Annotated in this window: 16 protein-coding genes; 15 read left to right on the top strand and 1 reads right to left on the bottom strand. The window is 56.8% G+C overall.

Translation table 11 applies throughout. The annotated features are described in order from the left end of the window. The first annotated feature begins 15 nt into the window (after nucleotides 1-15). A complete protein-coding gene (locus ABID47_RS12205) occupies nucleotides 16-2355 on the top strand; it encodes a X2-like carbohydrate binding domain-containing protein (RefSeq protein WP_354496990.1) in 2340 nt (779 codons plus the stop codon). 103 nt (nucleotides 2356-2458) lie between these two features. Here ABID47_RS12205 and ABID47_RS12210 read toward each other — a convergent pair whose 3' ends face one another. After that, on the bottom strand, nucleotides 2459-3391 hold the full coding sequence (locus ABID47_RS12210) for a carbohydrate deacetylase (protein WP_354496992.1): 933 nt from the start codon (nucleotides 3389-3391) through the stop codon (nucleotides 2459-2461). A gap of 298 nt (nucleotides 3392-3689) precedes the next feature. On the opposite strand from ABID47_RS12210, the gene ABID47_RS12215 reads away from it, so the two are divergent. From ABID47_RS12215 to ABID47_RS12280, 14 genes are all read left to right on the top strand, one after another. After that, on the top strand, nucleotides 3690-4595 hold the full coding sequence (locus ABID47_RS12215; RefSeq protein ID WP_354496994.1) for a hypothetical protein: 906 nt from the start codon (nucleotides 3690-3692) through the stop codon (nucleotides 4593-4595). Between the two features lie 63 nt (nucleotides 4596-4658). Continuing rightward, entirely contained in the window at nucleotides 4659-5417 is a 759-nt protein-coding gene (locus tag ABID47_RS12220; RefSeq protein WP_354496996.1) for an ABC transporter ATP-binding protein, read from the top strand. Next, entirely contained in the window at nucleotides 5386-6129 is a 744-nt protein-coding gene (locus tag ABID47_RS12225) for an ABC transporter permease (RefSeq protein ID WP_354496998.1), read from the top strand. Before ABID47_RS12220 ends, ABID47_RS12225 begins: the two co-directional genes overlap by 32 nt. A gap of 12 nt (nucleotides 6130-6141) precedes the next feature. Then, nucleotides 6142-7605, top strand: a complete 1464-nt coding sequence (locus tag ABID47_RS12230; RefSeq protein ID WP_354497000.1) for a sensor histidine kinase — start codon at nucleotides 6142-6144, stop codon at nucleotides 7603-7605. Further along, nucleotides 7602-8294, top strand: coding sequence for a response regulator transcription factor (locus ABID47_RS12235; RefSeq protein ID WP_354497002.1), 693 nt, complete (start codon nucleotides 7602-7604; stop codon nucleotides 8292-8294). The genes ABID47_RS12230 and ABID47_RS12235 overlap by 4 nt, the downstream gene beginning before the upstream one ends. Nucleotides 8295-8467: 173 nt before the next feature. Beyond that, nucleotides 8468-8992, top strand: a complete 525-nt coding sequence (locus tag ABID47_RS12240) for a DUF2269 family protein (protein WP_354497004.1) — start codon at nucleotides 8468-8470, stop codon at nucleotides 8990-8992. A 16-nt stretch (nucleotides 8993-9008) separates the two neighbouring features. After that, nucleotides 9009-9542 (top strand): DUF6220 domain-containing protein, encoded by a 534-nt coding sequence (locus ABID47_RS12245; protein ID WP_354497006.1) that lies wholly within the window; start codon nucleotides 9009-9011, stop codon nucleotides 9540-9542. A 192-nt stretch (nucleotides 9543-9734) separates the two neighbouring features. Further along, a complete protein-coding gene (locus tag ABID47_RS12250; protein ID WP_145157466.1) occupies nucleotides 9735-10073 on the top strand; it encodes a DUF3870 domain-containing protein in 339 nt (112 codons plus the stop codon). 420 nt (nucleotides 10074-10493) lie between these two features. Further along, entirely contained in the window at nucleotides 10494-11318 is an 825-nt protein-coding gene (locus ABID47_RS12255) for a M55 family metallopeptidase (protein ID WP_116231420.1), read from the top strand. A gap of 100 nt (nucleotides 11319-11418) precedes the next feature. After that, the gene (locus ABID47_RS12260; RefSeq protein WP_354497008.1) at nucleotides 11419-12351 is read left to right on the top strand and encodes an ABC transporter permease; all 933 of its coding nucleotides are present in this window, start codon (nucleotides 11419-11421) and stop codon (nucleotides 12349-12351) included. Between the two features lie 3 nt (nucleotides 12352-12354). After that, nucleotides 12355-13272, top strand: coding sequence for an ABC transporter permease (locus ABID47_RS12265; RefSeq protein ID WP_163877306.1), 918 nt, complete (start codon nucleotides 12355-12357; stop codon nucleotides 13270-13272). A gap of 6 nt (nucleotides 13273-13278) precedes the next feature. Then, the gene (locus tag ABID47_RS12270; protein WP_251674253.1) at nucleotides 13279-14319 is read left to right on the top strand and encodes an ABC transporter ATP-binding protein; all 1041 of its coding nucleotides are present in this window, start codon (nucleotides 13279-13281) and stop codon (nucleotides 14317-14319) included. 237 nt (nucleotides 14320-14556) lie between these two features. Next, nucleotides 14557-16137, top strand: a complete 1581-nt coding sequence (locus ABID47_RS12275; protein WP_435530621.1) for a peptide ABC transporter substrate-binding protein — start codon at nucleotides 14557-14559, stop codon at nucleotides 16135-16137. After that, nucleotides 16134-17129 (top strand): S66 peptidase family protein, encoded by a 996-nt coding sequence (locus ABID47_RS12280; RefSeq protein ID WP_354497013.1) that lies wholly within the window; start codon nucleotides 16134-16136, stop codon nucleotides 17127-17129. Before ABID47_RS12275 ends, ABID47_RS12280 begins: the two co-directional genes overlap by 4 nt. Nucleotides 17130-17143: the final 14 nt, after the last annotated feature.

Here is a 17143-nt window from a genome sequence, read left to right on the forward strand (position 1 = left end):
TGTGAGGTGGAGTTCATGAGAATGGTCGCCGGCTTGAAAATATTGATGGCGATTGGCGTAATGTTCGGCAGTGGCTTGTCTGTTCCTTCGGTACATACAGCAGCTGCCCCTGCTCCTGCGAAGCATCAGGCCATGCTGTATGTGGCCAAAAATGGCAGCGATGCCAATGACGGATCGAAACAGAAGCCTTTTGCGACATTGGAAAAAGCCAGGGATGTCATCCGCGGAATGATCCGGAATCACACGCTCCCCGTTGGAGGGGCTTCTGTCCTGATCCGCGGCGGCGAGTACCGTCTCAGCCGGACGTTTGAGCTGAACGAGCAGGATTCGGGCACGACGGATGGGCCGATTACGTACCAGGCCTACAATGGTGAGAAGGTGAGCCTCGTCGGCGGGGATACGCTGAATCCGTCGGAGTTTCGCCCGGTAACCGATCCTGAGGTGCTGGGCAGAATTCCGCAGGAGGGCCGGGGCAAAATCGTCCAGCTGGACCTGAAGTCCCTTGACATTACGGATTACGGTGAGCTGGGGAACAACCTTGCCGTCGCCCCGGAATTATGGGTGAACGGCAATGCCATGACGCTGGCGCGGTGGCCGAACACGGGTTTCACAACAGTCGATCAGGTCGTCGACAAAGCGGACGAAGCGGCCGGCAAGGGCTACACCTTTACGTTCAAGGATGAGATGCCGCATGCCTGGCAGTCGTTCCGGGATGCCTGGATGCTTGGGTATTGGGGGAATGACTGGTTCGCCAATGACCTGCAGATCAAATCGATCGACCAGGTGCAGAAGCGGATCGAAACGTTCAAGGGCAGCAGCTATGCGATGAAAGCCGGACAGCGTTTCTATTTCTACAACGTCCTCGAAGAGCTCGACCGGCCTGGCGAATGGTATTTGAACCGGGAGAACGGCATGCTGTACCTGTATCCGCCGGCCCCGCTGAATAGCATCAAAATCCAGCTGTCCGCTTTCACGCAGGATATGATCCGGATGGATCACGTATCGAACGTGACGTTAAGAGGGATGGCCCTGGAAGTAAGCCGGGGCAACGCGATCACGATGACCGGCGGCGGTAACAACCTCATCTCTCATATGGAGATCAGCAAAATGGGCGGCTATGCGGTCAAAATCGACGGCGGACAAAACAACGGCGTATCCGGCTGCAGCATTTACAGCATGGGGAACGGGGGCGTAATCCTGAACGGGGGAGACGCCGCCACGTTGACGGCCGCGGGGAATTACGCGGACAACAACGACATCAGCAACTATGCGCGGATCAAATTGACGTACGCCTCGGCCGTTGAAATCAACGGGGTCGGCAACCGCGTGACGCATAACAAGATGCATAATGCTCCCCATTTTGCCATTCAGTTCCGGGGGAACGACCATACGATCGCGTACAATGAGATTTACGACGTGGTCAAGGAAACGGCCGACGCCTCAGCCATCTACTCGGGCAGAAGCTTCGTATGGCGCGGCAATGCCATCAATTATAATTACATCCACGACATCAAGGCCAGCAATCTGCGGGTCTCCACCGCGGCCATTTATCTGGACGACTATATGAGCGGCGTGGAAATGCGCGGCAACGTCATCGCCGATATCGGCAAGCAGGCGTTCAAGCTGGCCAATGGGCGGGAAAACGTCGTCGAAAACAACCTTGTCATCCATGCCGGAAATGCGATTGCATTTATGGCGCGGAACTATAAGCCGGGAGAAAAGAATTACGACTCGCTGATGGGCAAGTTCGATCAGGTCCCTTATCAAGGCGAGATCTGGAGCAAACGCTACCCGACGCTCCCGGACATTTTGAACGACGAGCCGCTCCTTCCGAAGCGGAACGTGGTGCGGAATAATGTTTTTGTGGGCAGCGGGCCAATCACGGGAGAGGTCGAGCAGAACATGGCACTGGGGACATTTGAGAACAACATCTCAGTCGGCAAGCTGACCGAACTGGTTCCGGTGGACGGAACGGCAGGCGGCCTGCAGCTGAAGCGGAATGCCGAGACGCTCAGCCGGATTCCGGAGCTTAAAGGAATTCCATTTGGCGAAATGGGGCTTCAGGCATCCGGCCTGCCTCCGGCGCAGTCGGCTGTATCGGCAGCGACCGCGGCTTACGTCCGGGGCGGAGACCAGGCTGAATTTCAGATGAGCTTGAACGGCAACCGGCTGGTATCGGTCCAGGATGAATCCGGGAAGTTACGTAAAGAGACGGATTACACACTTGAAGGATCTGTCCTTGTGCTGCAAAAGGCTTATCTGTCGCAGCTTTCCGACGGGCCGCAGCCGCTCCGGCTGACCTTCAGCGCAGGCAACGATGCGTTTGTGACGGTGGACGTCCACTCGCAGCAGTGATTCGTTCCAAGAGAATGCAGGAATGAACTGCTGAATCCTTTTGCACATTCCCTGAAGTTTATCATGCGATGGAAAGCCCTCCACATGGAGGGCTTTCGGCATGTTACGGCAGGGTAGGCTTCCCGGAGGGGGTTCCGGAACGCCTGCGCCGGCGCTTATGGTTTGCGTGCCTGCCGGTTTGCGTGATCGACGAGCGCGATCTCCTTTTCGCAAAAGAGCTTCGCGGGACGGCGGTTTGCTTAAGCGGGGCTGCGTATGAAACTCCGTCATCGGATAAAACGGGGCGCTCCCTCACGGCGTTAAAGTTCACCGGTTCAATGGAACATGCTTGCATCGTCCAAGCAATTTCGGGATTGGTAAATACCCGAAGCTCGCGCTCCCGGATCTCTGTCCATTCGGACAAGCCTCGCAGCACGTTATCCACGTAACCGGGATGGCACATAATCTCGGTAATCCCATCCGGAGCAGAGCGGATATAGCGCAGCACCCGCTGCAGGCCTTCGCTGTCGCCATAGGTGTCCAGAAGGACCCGGTCTGTCATTTTCAGAGCAGGCGGGGATAGATGAGGATGTTCAATCTGCGATCTCCGGAGCGGGATCCGGTGCCTGCACGCCAGCTCAGCCATCACTCGGTAGATCACAGGGTCGTCCTGGTGCAGCAGCTGATGTGAATCCAGGTGTGTGGGGAACAGGGACGTTCCCAGGAACCGGTTCCACTGAGCATCCAGCTCGGCGGCAACATCGGCGGCATTCCGGCTGCGTCTGATTTTACCGTCAAGAAATACCCCATTCTCTCTCACCAGCGAAGGGACAGCAGCCGGGTCCGACAAGGGCCGTCCATATGTCAGGTTAAAATGCAGCCCGACGCCGAGACCGGGCAGCGAGCGTGCTGCATGCACAGCGTCCGCCAAACCGGGCATATTGACCATCATCGAGGTGCTGGTGATTCCACCGGCCCGGTATGCCTCAATAATGCCGCGGTTCACGGCAGGTGACAGGCCAAAATCGTCCGCATTGATAATGACTTGCCGGTTCATCGCAGCGCACTCCCTCCATCGTTCATAGAATCTGGCCATAAATAACCGATGATACAGCTTAATGCGGTACGCAGGCGTTTGGAAACGTACGGACGCCCGGCTGGGAAGGTTTTCCTGCATCGCGCCGGGACAGCGGTGACCGGGAGCATTTTTATACTTTTTTTAGATTTGGTTTAGAGGCGTTTTAGAGACGGGGGATAAGATGGTGATTAGAGGGCCAGGGCGAGTCCGCTCCGAAGGCGGACGGCAGCTGCCATCCCGGGACCCGGGCTTTCTAATTCTTGAAACAATGGAGGATATGATGAGAAAAAAATGGTTGTCGGCTGGAGCGGTTGTCGGGCTGGGCGCGGTTATGCTGTTCGCAAGCGGGTATTCCGTCATGGCGAACACATCCGGATATGAAGCTTACAAATCAGCGTTTACGCATACGAAGGGCGCTGACAGCATGGCTTCCCATGTCGTATGGAGTTTGAGCGATAACGGTACGAAGGTGCTGTCCGGTACGGCGGACATGAAGGTCAATCACGCCAAGCAGGCGATGAGCATGACGGCGGTGGTAGACGACGGTACACGGACACATACGATGCAGACTTACAGACAGGACGGCAAGATGATTCTAAAGAGCAGCGATTCGGAAGTATATCGGGTGATGGACCAAGCGCCAGAGTGGCAGCATGACGGTAAAGCGGCCCAAATGCCGCAAGCCGCGGAGCAGGTAATGGAAGCGCTGATGGGGAACATCAAGGATTTGGCGACAGTGGAGACGGGCATCGACGGTACGAAGGAGGCGGAGCTCCATTTATCGGGCAGCCAGATTCCGGCCGTGGTGAATGCCGTAGGCTCACTCATCGCTTCCAAGGCCGGCAGCGCGGATGGCTGGAATCACGGTGCGGCGGTTCAGGGTCATCTGCCGGCCGGAAATTCGGAATGGAAGGTGAATCTGCCGAAGCTGACGGATGAGATCAAGGTGGAGCAGGTCGATTTGGATGCCAAAATCGGCAAAAACGACGTCTTGGAAAACCAATCGGCGGAAATCCGGGCTACGGGGAAAGATGCGGCAGGAGCAGCGCATGTGCTCACCTTCCAGCTGAACGCAGGCTTCTCGGGGTATGACGCAACGACGCCCGATCGGGTCGATCTAGCGGGTAAACAGACCGAGAAGGTCGATAACCGATGGGAACGAAACGGCTGGCATCGTCACTAAGCAGGAAGGCGGCCGGACAGGAGAAGGTCCGGCCGCCCTTTTTTAGAAGGAGGGATTGAACGCATGAACAGCGTACTTGAAGTGGAGGGAATCACCAAGCTTTTCCGTAACCACCGCGGGGTCAAGGATGTGTCATTTACCGCCTCGGAGGGCGAAGTATTCGGATTCATCGGGCCCAACGGCGCGGGTAAGACGACGGTGCTCAAAATCATCACGGGCTTAATCCAACCGGATCGGGGAAACGTCCGGATCATGGGGCATGATATCGCGGAGCGTTTTGAACAGGCCGTCAGCCATACCGGGTGTATCATTGAGACCCCGGAAGCTTATGAATACATGAGCGCCCGCGATAATTTGAAGCTGTCGGCACGGTTTTATAGGGATCTGCCGGCAAGCCGGATTGACGAAGTATTGGAGAAGGTCGGTCTCAAGCCATACCGCCATGAACGGGTGCGCGGCTTTTCGCTGGGAATGAAGCAGCGGCTGGGGCTGGCTTCGGCGCTGCTGTCCGCTCCGCGGCTGGTGCTGCTCGACGAACCGACGAACGGTCTTGATATCGAAGGGATGGCCGATTTTCGCAGCACGGTCCGGCAGCTGGCAGACCAAGGAACCACCTTCCTCATTTCCAGCCACCTGATCCACGATCTGAGCTTGATCGCGGACCGTGTCGGCGTGATGCGTGAGGGTCATCTGATCAGCCTGGGAAGGGAAGACGAGTGGAACGGGGCAGGCCTGTCGCTGGAACAATACGTCACCTTTAAATTGCTGGAGTCCAAGGAGGGGGAGCGCGATGCACAGCTTATACGCCAATCTGCTGAATGAAACGGAGAAGCTCTGGCGGCAGCGCCGGACGAAGGGTTTCCTGCTGTTGGCTTTGATCCTTCCGGTCGTTACGGTGCTGCTGTCCAGCCTTCTGAAGATAAGGGCAGGCATGCTGTTTGGACTGGAGGGAAGCCTCCCGGTGGCCATGCTTCACTTGTTCACCTTTGCGATCATTCCGCTCTACATGGCGGCTGCGGCGGCCCACTCGTTTGCCGGGGAGGTGGCGGCCCGCACGATGAAGCTGGTTCTGCTGCGGCCCGTTACGCGTGCCCGGGCGTACGCGTCTAAAGTGATCGCCATCGCGGTGTTTGCCGCTCTATGCCTTGGCGTGCTCTGGATCGCCTCAACCGTATCGGCGTGGGCGGTCGGGGGAACGGCAGGCGGCATGGCGGACAGCCTGAAGGCGTACGCCGCTTCCTTTGTGCCGATGATGGCCATCGGCCTGGTGTGCGTATTTATTGCGCAGCTGTTTTCGTCCGGAACCAGCGCCTTAATGACCTTCGTGCTGATCTACGCCGCGGCCAAAGCGCTGCCTTTGCTGCTGCCGCAGCTGTCTGCCTGGTCTGTCTTTTCCTACACACGCTGGGATGTGCTGTGGACCGGCAGCGGGGCGCCGGCGGGTACACTGCTCAATACGTTTCTCCTGCTGCTGTCTTATATTATAATGGCTTATGCGGCAGGACTCATGATGTTCGCGAGAAAACAGCTCTAAGGAGATTGGCCCATGTCCATCAAAACAAGACTTTTGCTTTCTTATATTGCGATGACCTTCATCCCGGTCGTTCTGTTTGCTGTGATTGCCGGAGGGCTGTATACTGTATTGTTCAAAAACATCGGAGAAGGCCGCGGCACCCCTGCCATTTGGGAAAAGGCAAGCCTCCGCGGCGAAATGGCCGCCGGCCTCAAGTTTATGATCCAGACCGAACCCGAGCGGTTCGCCGATCCCTCCTTCGTGGCCAAAGCGGACGAACAGCTGACCCGATTGGATGCGGGGATCGTCGTAACGGAAGACGGCCGGATCACGTATGCCTCGGATCTGCTCCGCGGCGTCGATGTGGAGAAGGAAATTCAGAAGTGGCAGCCGGCAATGTCCTGGCACCGCTGGGGAGCGAAAGGAAGCGGCCGGTTCTCCGTGGAGAAATTCGATGTCGCGTTCAGCGGCCAGCATACGGGAGCGGTCTACGTCTTGACGGATATGAGCACATTTTTTGCGGAAGCCAAAAAGTTATTCCCGCTGATGATGCTAACCTTGCTTCTGGTCATCGGATTGACCAACGGGATTCTGACCTACTCGGTCTCCCGGAGCCTGATCAAGCCGCTGTATGCATTAAAGCATGCCGCAGAGCAGATCAAGGATGGGGATCTGAGCCACGAAATCGCGCTGAAGCGCAAGGATGAGATCGGGGAGCTGGGGGAGGCGTTTGAAGAAATGCGAAGCCGTCTGAGCGAATCGATCCGCCTGCAGCTGCAGTACGAGGATAACCGCAAGGAGCTGATCGCGAGCATTTCCCATGATCTCAAGACGCCGATTACTGGCATCAAAGCTTGCGTGGAGGGCCTTCAGGACGGGATTGCCGATACCGACGCGATGCGGAATAAGTACATGGGGATGATCGCGAAAAAGACGGAGGATATGGACCGGCTGATTGAAGAACTGCTGCTGTTCTCGAAGCTGGATCTGAAGAAGCTGCCTTTTCATATGGAGCCGACCGATCTGAAGGGATATGTTACGGACTGTGTTCAGGAGCTGCGGCTCGATCCCCGGATGTCCGGCGTGAAGATCGAGTGTGAGCTGCCTGATAGGGAGCACGTTCAGGTGATGGCGGACCGGGAGAAGCTGCGGAGAGTAATCCTGAATATTATCGACAACAGCCTGAAGTATTTGGATAAGGCGGACAAGGAGCTGTCCGTAAACCTGAGTGACGGGCCGGATGAGGCTGTGATCCGGATCAAGGATAACGGCTCCGGGATTGATGAAGCGGCGCTGCCGCATATTTTCGACCGTTTCTACCGCGCCGAGCCGTCGCGAAATACGGATACCGGCGGGAGCGGCCTCGGGCTTGCGATCGTTAAGCAAATGATCGAGGGCATGGGAGGCAGAGTCTGGGCGGAGAGCCAGACTGATGAAGGAACGAGCATTTATTTTGCGTTGCCAAAGATGACAAGAGATGGCGGTGAGCGGGCGTGAAGCGCATTTTGATCATTGAGGATGAGCTGGTCATTGCGGAAGTGGAAAAGGATTATTTGGAGGCGGGCGGATATGCCGTCGACGTCGCGGCAAGCGGGGATACCGGCCTGAAGAAGGCGCTGGAAGAGGAGTACGATTTGATCATCCTCGATTTGATGCTGCCGAAGGTGGACGGATACGAAATCTGCCGCCAGGTCCGCGAGGCGAGGAACATTCCGATCCTGATGGTGACCGCCCGCAAGGAGGATATCGATAAAATCCGGGGACTCGGCCTCGGTGCGGACGATTATATTACGAAGCCCTTCAGCGTCGGCGAGCTTGTGGCACGCGTCAAAGCGCATCTGTCCCGCTACGACCGGCTGACTTCGGAGCACCGGCGAGAGCCGAAGAGCGAGCTGCGGCTGCGGGGAATCCGGATCGACCAGCTGTCCCGCAAGGTGTTCGTGAACGAACAGGAGGTGCTGCTGACCTCCAAAGAGTATGATCTTCTGCTGTTCCTGTGCAACCACCCGAACCGGGTTTTCAGCAAGGACGACCTGTTCGAACGAATTTGGGGACTGGATGCTATGGGGGATAACGCCACCGTCACGGTGTATATCAGCAAATTAAGGGAGAAAATCGAAGCGAACCCCTCCAAGCCGCAATATATCGAGACGATTTGGGGCGTAGGTTACCGCTTTAATGTATAGATGAAGATGCGCAATGGACCCGAATAACGCGTTTTGGGAAGGCCTTTACTGTCGGTAAAGGCCTTTTTGCGTTTTCGAAGCTTGGAGGCCCGAGCGCGTTTTTATACTTTTTTTAGATTCGGTTTAGAGCCGGTTTAGAAACGGGATCTATGCTGAAGAAGGAGGTGAATCGGATGAAAAAAATGACGGTGAAGCAGCGGAAATGGCTGCTGACCCTGCACTTGCTGTTTTCGGCCGTCATGCTGGGCACGGCTGTTATTTTCTTGTTCTTGAGCATTACGGCAGCCGTCACAGAGGATGAGGGCGTATTTCGCGCATGCTACAGCATCATGCATATGCTGTCCGAAAAGACGGTGCGCGTGTCCACGATCGCAACGCTCGTCACCGGCATCATGCTGTCGGTCTGGACGCCGTGGGGATTGTTCAAATATTACTGGATCATCGTCAAGGAAATCCTGACGCTGCTTCTGGTCATTCTCGGGCCCGTCGGCATGTATTTCTGGACGCTGCAAGCTGTACAATATGTCTCCGAGCCGGGAATGCAGGGTATCCTCAGCCCGGAATTTACGGTGAACAACGTACAGCTGTGGACCGGGATCATTCTGCAGATCGTTTCGCTGGCAGGGTTATTTATCATTTCGGTATTCAAACCGTGGGGAGCAAGGCGGGACAAAGCAAGACTCCATGTTAAAAAATGAAAGGGAGCGGTAAGGAATGAGTGGCAGGAACGAAAAGCAGGGAAAAAATGAAGCAAAAGGAGGATTCGGCACTAAATCGGAGCCTGGGTGGCAGTTCAACTCCGGTGATGCAGGAGCTGCAACGAAGCCGGTCCGGATCCGAACCGTAAGGTGGATTTACGGATTGTTGGCGGCGGGTTACCTCGCCTGTGTTGTTGTGCAGGTGTTTTTCGCCGGCCTCGGCATTTTGGTGGATCCCGGCGATTTGCAGCTGCATCGTGTCTTTGCGAACGTTTTTGAGTTCGTTCCTATTGTAATGTTTGTCCTGTCCTTCTTGGGGGATATCCGGGGTGGTCCAAGATGGTGGCCGCTCGCGCTGTTCGCCTTGACTGCGCTGCAGCACATCACCATTCAAAATGTGACAGGTTCGCTGCGTGCGCTTCATGCGGTGGATGCGCTGCTGCTGTTCGGATTGTCGGTCCATTTGGCTAGACGTTCCTGGCCTTGGCTGCTGGGTACGAACCGAGCCGGGAAGGCAAGTGCGTCAGGGTCCGAAGATATGAAAGTCTAGTACATGTTATGTTTTCTGACGTAATAAAAAATATTAAGCGCTTGCATGAACTTTGTATTTACAAAAACGCGGGTCCCTTGTTAGAATAAATAACAAATCAGCTTGTCCTTGCGGCTTATAGGTCGTCCGATGCCGCCCATCGAACATCCCTATGGGTTCAGAAGGAGAGCGAGGAGACGGGGGATGCGTCAATTGTACGATAAAGACACGATCTACATCGTCGGCGATGCACAGACCTCGGTGAATAATCCAATAACCCAGCAGTACAGCGCCTTTTTTATCGGACTGGTCGTGGACACCGTCAGCCACAAAATCGTGGATGCCGCCTGTTCCTCCACGATACCACTCACGTCGCAGTTTGTACGCTCCATCTTTCTCGGGAAGAGCATGCTTTCCCTTGAGCCGGTAGCGGAAGAGATCCGGACAAGGTATTACGGCTCTTCGCAGAAGGCGATCATCGTGGCGTTCAAGGATGCGCAGAAGAAGTACAAATTGGCGCTTTCGTCGAGGGAAACTTCGCCGGATTCATGAGCAGAGCTATTCAGAACGATTCATTACCGTGTTTTTCCGTGATCCATCAATTGTATACCGCTGCTTTGTTTATCAGTATGGCGACATACGCGTAAATAAAACCCAGCAAATGACATATGCACGCCCGGGCAGCGCAGGCATATGACGTTTGCCGGGTTTTTTTCATAATATCAGAAAGTATAAACTCCAGAGCTATAGCTTCCTGATATTGCAAGAAAAACTTCCTTTAAACGCGGTCTGTCTTCTGTGAAGGTAAGTCGATCGACGTTTTTCTTATAATATCAGAAAGTATAAACTCCAGAGCCATAGCTTCCTGATATTGCAAGAAAAATTACCTTTAAACGCGGTCTGTCTTCTGTGAAGGTACGTCGATAGATGTTTTTCTAATACCCCAAATACGACAATCGGAGGGACTTGAAGATGAAATTGTACATATCCATTGATATGGAGGGCATAACCGGTCTGGTGGACGCGACATTCGTCGATTCCAGCCGCTACAACTACACCCGGGGCCAGCATATCATGACGGCCGAGGCGAATCACGTCATCGAAACCGCTTTTGAGGAAGGGTTCAGCGAGGTGATCGTCAACGACAGCCACTCGAAAATGAACAACCTGATCATCGAAAATCTCCACCCGGACAGCAAATTGATTTCCGGCGACGTCAAACCGTTTTCGATGATGCAGGGGCTTGACGGAAGTTATGCGGGAGCCGTCTTTCTCGGCTATCACGCGATGGCTGCCAGAAAAGGCGTCCTCAGCCATACGATGATTTTCGGCGTCCGGAACATGTATATCAACGACGTCTCCGTAGGCGAATTGGGATTTAACGCCTACGTGGCGGGACATTACGGCGTGCCGGTACTGATGGTGGCCGGTGACGACGAGACGGCTATCGAGGCCGAAAGTCTGCTTCCCGGCGTGACGACGGCGATCGTCAAGGAGCGTATTTCCCGCACGTCGGCGCTGTGCCTGTCACCGGAGAAGAGCGGACGGCTGCTCCGCCAGAAGATGGCTGAAGCGATTGCCGGGCGCGACCGCGTCAAGCCGCTCGTTCCTCCGGAACGCCCGCAGCTGACGATCGAATTCGCGAATTACGGGCAGGCGGAATGGGCCCATCTGATGCCAGGCACCACGATCGAACAGGGATCCCCTGTCGTCTCGTTCCAGGCCAAAGATATTCTTGAAGCGTACCAGGCTATGCTGGTCATGACCGAGCTGGCCATGCGGACGTCCTTCTGCTGACGAAGGCCGCCTGTTTTCCCAAAATACGCTGTCAGGTTTATCCGAGGTAGATGGGCCCGAAAGAATTCACCATATGCCGAGTAAAGAGAGGGTGAGATTCATGGCGCAATACATTTTGAAGCGTTTCTTATCCATGCTGGTCACGCTGTGGCTGATCGTCACGGTCACCTTTTTCCTGATGCACTCGATTCCCGGCTCTCCGTTTGACCGCGACGGGAAGGAAGCAAGCGCAGCGGTCGTGCAGAACATGATGACGTTCTACCATCTGGACAAGCCGCTGGGCGTCCAGTATTTGCTGTATCTCAAATCGCTGCTGACCTTCGATCTCGGGCCATCGATATCCCATTACCCGACAACGGTGAATACGATGATCGACCGCGGCTTCCCGGTATCCTTCCAGCTCGGCGCGGCGGCCATTCTGCTGGCGATTGCAGCCGGAATAGCACTGGGTACGGTGGCTGCCCTGAAGCAGAACGGCATCATCGACTATATCGCTATGGTGCTGGCCGTCATCGGCATCGCGGTGCCGAGCTTCGTGATTGCTCCGCTCCTGATCAAATATGTCGCCGTCAAATGGGGGCTGCTGCCGGTCGCTTCGTGGGGAACGTGGAAGCATGTCGTGCTTCCGGCCTTCGCTCTCTCGGTTGGGCCCATCGCCACGATCGCGCGCCTGACCCGGGCCAATCTGATTGAGGTGTTGACCCAGGACTATATGGAGACGGCTCGCTCCAAAGGGCTGTCACCGGCGAGGATGATCGTCAAGCATGCGCTGCGCAATGCGGTGCTGCCCGTGGTGACGCTGCTCGGCGCGCTACTGGCCAACGTGCTGACGGGGAGCTTCGTCATCGAGAAAATCTTCGCGATCCCCGGCATGGGGAAATACTTCGTGGACGGCATCAACAACCGGGATTACGCCGTCATCATGGGCACGACAGTCTTTTACAGCGCACTCCTCATCTTCATGATGTTTATTGTGGATATCGTGTACGGGTTCATCGATCCCCGTATCAAGCTGCATAGAAAGGGGGCCTGACGCATGCAGGTACCGGACCATTTGTTTACCCCGATGTACAGAACGGCCGGAGAACAGGAGCGGATCGTCAGGCCGCGCCAGTCGTTATGGCAGCAGGCCGTCCGCAGTTTGCTCCGCAACAAGCTTGCCTGCTGCGGACTCTTCCTGATCGTGCTGCTGGCACTGCTGGCTGTGTTCGGCCCGCTTCTGACGGATCAGAGCTACTCCGGCCAGAACTTGCTGAGCGCGAACCAGCCTCCGTCCGGCGCGCATTGGTTCGGAACGGATGACCTTGGGCGGGACGTCTTCGCCCGGATTTTGTACGGTTCGCGCATCTCGCTTACGGTTGGTTTGGCCGCGGCCTTGATCGATTTTTTCATCGGTATCATTTACGGCGGCATCGCCGGATATTTCGGCGGGCGTGTTGATAACGCGATGATGCGTTTCGTCGATATGCTGTACGGCATACCTTATCTGCTCGTGGTCATTCTGCTCATGGTCGTAATGGGCCCCGGGTTACTGACCATTATATTGGCTTTGACGGCAACGGGGTGGATCGGGATGGCGCGGATCGTCCGCGGACAGGTGCTTCAGCTGAAATCGTCGGAGTACGTCCTGGCCGCCCGGACCTTGGGAGCCGGGTCGTGGTACATCATCCGCAGGCATATGCTTCCCAACGCCGTCGGGGTCATTATCGTGCAGGTGACGTTTTCTGTGCCATCGGCCATTTTCGCCGAAGCGTTCCTCAGCTTCCTCGGTCTCGGCATCCAGCCGCCGCTGGCGAGCTGGGGAACGATGGCCAACGATGCCTTGCCGACCATTCTGTCCGGCAACTGGTGGCGGCTGTTCTTCCCGGCCTTTTTCATTTCGGTGACGATGCTCGCCTTCAACCTGTTGGGAGATGGACTCTTGAACGCCTTTAATCCGAAGCAAAGGAGGTAACGGAAGATGAACAACGACGCGCTGCTCGAAGTGGACAATTTGCATGTTTCGTTCTCCACCTACGGCGGGGAGGTGAAGGCCGTCAGGGGCGTCAGCCTCCGCCTGCACCGGGGAGAGACGCTGGCGATCGTCGGCGAATCCGGCTGCGGCAAAAGCGTCACCGCCCGCAGCATCATGCGGCTCCTGCCCAAGAACAACTCGAAAATTACGGAGGGCAGCATCCGTTTTAACGGACGCGAGCTGACGCGTTTGAGCGAAAAGCAGATGCGCGACGTGCGCGGCTCGGACATCGCGATCATCTTTCAGGACGCGATGACCGCGCTGAATCCGACGATGACGATCGGGGAGCAGCTGATGGAGGGCGTCATCCGCCACCAGCGGCTGTCCCGGACGGAGGCGAGGAAGCGGGCGGTCGAGATGCTGCAGTTCGTGGGCATCCGCGACCCGGAGCTCCGGCTGAAGCAGCATCTGCATCAGTTCAGCGGGGGCATGAGGCAGCGGATCATGATCGCGATGGCGGCGATCTGCAGTCCCGCCGTCCTGATCGCGGACGAACCGACCACCGCGCTGGACGTCACGATCCAGGCGCAAATCCTGGATCTTTTCCGCATGCTGCAGCGCACGACCCAGGCTTCGCTGATCATGATTACGCACGACCTCGGCGTCGTCGCCAGCATCGCCGACCGCGTCAATGTCATGTATGCGGGGCAAGTTGTGGAATCCGCACCGGTCAAGGAGCTGTTCCGGAATCCGCAGCATCCGTATACGCGGGGGCTGCTCGATTCCATCCCGCGCCTGGACCGGCCAAGAGGGGCGAAGCTGGACGCGATCCCGGGCACGCCGCCGGACCTGTTCGCACCTCCGAAGGGATGTGCGTTTGCCGCCCGGTGTCCTCACGCGATGGAGGTATGCGGCCTGTTCCCGCCGGACAGCGTGAAGCTGGACGGAGAGCACGCCGTAGCTTGCTGGCTGCAGGACGCCCGGGCCAGAACGATGCCGCCGAGAGGGCCGGCGCAGGTTGAAACCGCATCGGCCAGCCAGGGATAAGGCATGGAGAGCATAGTTTTATCATTTTGCGGGAACAGGATCCTGCTTCAGGTTTGCTCTGCAAGCCTTGGGACTTGACCATAGATCAGCGTCTTGAATAGCGCAAGCTCATGAATAACGGAATAGCTTGTATTTGCAGCAACCAACCAATTCGGGATTAAGGGAGAGGGTCTCATGGAAAAGGCTGTCGTGAACAAGGCTGTGAAAAGAAGGTTAATACTGGCGCTGCTGACGTGTATGCTGCTCAGCCTGCTGCTGGCCGCATGCGGCGGCGGAACCGAAGAAGCAAGCGGGGGTGGAGGAGATACCGGAAGTAAAATCCTCCTGTACAACAACGTTCGCGAGCCCACTTCGCTCGATCCGCCGATCGGCTTCGACCAGGTTTCCTATGACATTTTGAACAATGCGATGGAGGGCATGACGCGTCTCGGCAAGGACCAGTCTCCGGAGCCGGCCATGGCGTCCGAGTGGAAGGTATCCGAAGACGGACTCAAATACACGTTCACGCTGCGCGACGGCGTACAGTGGAGCAATGGCGAGCCGGTAAAGGCGAGCGACTTCGAGTTTGCCTGGAAAAGAATGCTCGATCCGAAAACGGCGTCTTCGGCCGCGACGCTGGCCTATGTGTTCAAAGGAGCGGAGGCTTTTAACTCCGGCAAAGGGACGGCGGACGACGTGCAGGTCAAGGCTGCTGACGACAAGACGCTGGAAGTGACGCTGGCCCAGCCGGCGCCCTGGCTGCTGAGCATGCTGGCGAATCCGGCCTTCTTCCCGGTGCCGCAGAAGACCGTGGAGTCCAATCCGAACTGGACGGCAGAGGCGGATACGTTCGTCAGCAACGGCCCGTTCCGCATCTCCCAGTGGAATCACGATTCCGAGCTGAAAATGGTGAAGAACGATAAATATTGGGATGCAGCGAACGTGAAGCTGGACGGCGTCACGTTCAAAATGATCAACGATTCCAACACGGAATACCAGCTGTACCAAAGCGGCGAGCTGCACATTGCCGGCGTTCCCGCCGATATGAGCGACCAGCTGTTCTCGGAAGGCAAGGTGAACGTTCAGGATTCGGCAGGTACGTATTTTTACCGCTTCAATACGACCATGAAGCCGTTCGACAACGCCAAAATCCGCAAAGCCTTTACGCTCGCGGTGGACCGTCAGAAAATCGTGGACCTGGTGGTCAAGCAGAAGCAAAAGCCGGCCGGGGGGTTCGTATCCTACGGACTCAAGGAGCCGGACGGACGTGATTTCCGCGAGGTGGGCGGCGACCTGATTACGTTTGACGCGGCGCAGGCCAAGAGCCTGCTTGCGGAAGGCATGAAGGAAGCAGGATACAGCACGCTGCCCGAAGTGACGCTGACTTACAATACAAACGATTTGCATCAGAAAATCGCCGAAACGCTGCAGGCCATGTTCAAGGAAAACCTGGGTGTCGACGTCAAGCTCGCGGGCAAAGAAGGCAAAGTCCTCACCGCGGAGCAGAAGCAGCTTCAGCTGCAGTTTTCCCGGTCGTCCTGGCTGCCGGATTTCGCCGATCCGATCAACTTTCTGGACATCTTCCAAAGCAAAAGTCCGAACAACCGTACGGGCTGGAGCAATGCCGAATACGACAAGCTGATCCAGGCCGCTTACCAAGAGACGGACGAGGTGAAGCGCTATGACCTGATGCACCAGGCCGAAAAAATCCTGATGGACGAGGCGCCGATCATGCCGATGTATTTCTATGATTCCGCATATCTGCAAAGCGACAAGCTCGTCGACGTGGTACGCCATCCATACGGCTACATGGACTTTAAGTGGGCTGATTTGAAATGAGAAGGCTGAGACCGTTCATTCATGCTGCCGATTCGGGCATAGAAGGGGCGCAGGCCGGTGCCGGGAGAAGGCCGATCCGGCCGGCCCGATTGAAGCCGGGGGACACGGTGGGCATCACCGCCCCGGCGAGCCGCGGGGACGCGGAGGCGATCCGCCGTTCGGCCGAAGTGTTTGAAGAGCTTGGCCTGAAGGTCCGGTTCGGCGATTCGCTGAACCGCGGCCACGGCTACCTCGCCGGAACCGACGCCGAGCGGGCCGCCGAGCTGAACGACATGTTTGCGGATCCCGGCATTCAGGCCATCGTTTGCGCCCGGGGAGGCTATGGCACCGCCAGGATTGCGGAGAAGCTCGATTACGATCAGATCCGCCAGCATCCCAAAATATTGTGGGGGTACAGCGACATCACCTTCCTGCATGCCGCCATCTGGAAGATGACCGGATTGATCACGGTGCATGGGCCGATGATGATTTGCCTGGGAGACAAGGATGTGCACCCGTTGACCCGGCAGAGCTTCGCCCAGCTCGTCCGGCCCAAGCCGTTCCGCTACACCGAGGACATCACCCCGCTGCATACCTTGGTGGAAGGCAAAGCCAAGGGCCCGCTCGTCGGAGGCAACCTGACTTTGCTGACGAGTACGCTCGGTACGCCGTTTGAGATCGATACCCGGGGCTGCCTCCTGTTTATCGAGGATATCGGGGAGGAGCCGTACCGGATCGACCGTATGCTGAATCAGCTGCGGATGGCGGGCAAGCTGGAGCAGGCGGCCGGTATCCTGGTGGGCGACTTCCGCGATTGCGAGCCGGTCAAGCGCCCGGTCTCCTTTACCTTAGAGGAGGTCATCCGGCATTATGTGACCGAAGCGGGCAGACCTTCCCTGATGGGCTTCGGGATCGGGCACGGCTCGCCCAACGTCGCGGTTCCGCACGGGATGGAAGCCGAGCTGAACACGGCTGACAAAAAGGTGGAAGCGCTGGAGTCAGCCATTATATAGAGGAGGCAACCGGC

The sequence above is a fragment of the Paenibacillus favisporus genome, assembly GCF_040545415.1.
Classification (GTDB): domain Bacteria; phylum Bacillota; class Bacilli; order Paenibacillales; family Paenibacillaceae; genus Paenibacillus_AQ; species Paenibacillus_AQ favisporus.

Bases quoted from the DNA above. Each gene is read 5' to 3' on its own strand.
- ABID47_RS12205 (WP_354496990.1), top strand. From the start codon at position 16: ATGAGAATGGTCGCCGGCTTGAAAATATTGATGGCGATTGGCGTAATG.
- ABID47_RS12210 (WP_354496992.1), bottom strand. From the start codon at position 3,391: ATGAACCGGCAAGTCATTATCAATGCGGACGATTTTGGCCTGTCACCT.
- ABID47_RS12215 (WP_354496994.1), top strand. From the start codon at position 3,690: ATGATGAGAAAAAAATGGTTGTCGGCTGGAGCGGTTGTCGGGCTGGGC.
- ABID47_RS12220 (WP_354496996.1), top strand. From the start codon at position 4,659: ATGAACAGCGTACTTGAAGTGGAGGGAATCACCAAGCTTTTCCGTAAC.
- ABID47_RS12225 (WP_354496998.1), top strand. From the start codon at position 5,386: ATGCACAGCTTATACGCCAATCTGCTGAATGAAACGGAGAAGCTCTGG.
- ABID47_RS12230 (WP_354497000.1), top strand. From the start codon at position 6,142: ATGTCCATCAAAACAAGACTTTTGCTTTCTTATATTGCGATGACCTTC.
- ABID47_RS12240 (WP_354497004.1), top strand. From the start codon at position 8,468: ATGAAAAAAATGACGGTGAAGCAGCGGAAATGGCTGCTGACCCTGCAC.
- ABID47_RS12245 (WP_354497006.1), top strand. From the start codon at position 9,009: ATGAGTGGCAGGAACGAAAAGCAGGGAAAAAATGAAGCAAAAGGAGGA.
- ABID47_RS12255 (WP_116231420.1), top strand. From the start codon at position 10,494: ATGAAATTGTACATATCCATTGATATGGAGGGCATAACCGGTCTGGTG.
- ABID47_RS12260 (WP_354497008.1), top strand. From the start codon at position 11,419: ATGGCGCAATACATTTTGAAGCGTTTCTTATCCATGCTGGTCACGCTG.
- ABID47_RS12265 (WP_163877306.1), top strand. From the start codon at position 12,355: ATGCAGGTACCGGACCATTTGTTTACCCCGATGTACAGAACGGCCGGA.
- ABID47_RS12270 (WP_251674253.1), top strand. From the start codon at position 13,279: ATGAACAACGACGCGCTGCTCGAAGTGGACAATTTGCATGTTTCGTTC.
- ABID47_RS12275 (WP_435530621.1), top strand. From the start codon at position 14,557: ATGCTGCTCAGCCTGCTGCTGGCCGCATGCGGCGGCGGAACCGAAGAA.
- ABID47_RS12280 (WP_354497013.1), top strand. From the start codon at position 16,134: ATGAGAAGGCTGAGACCGTTCATTCATGCTGCCGATTCGGGCATAGAA.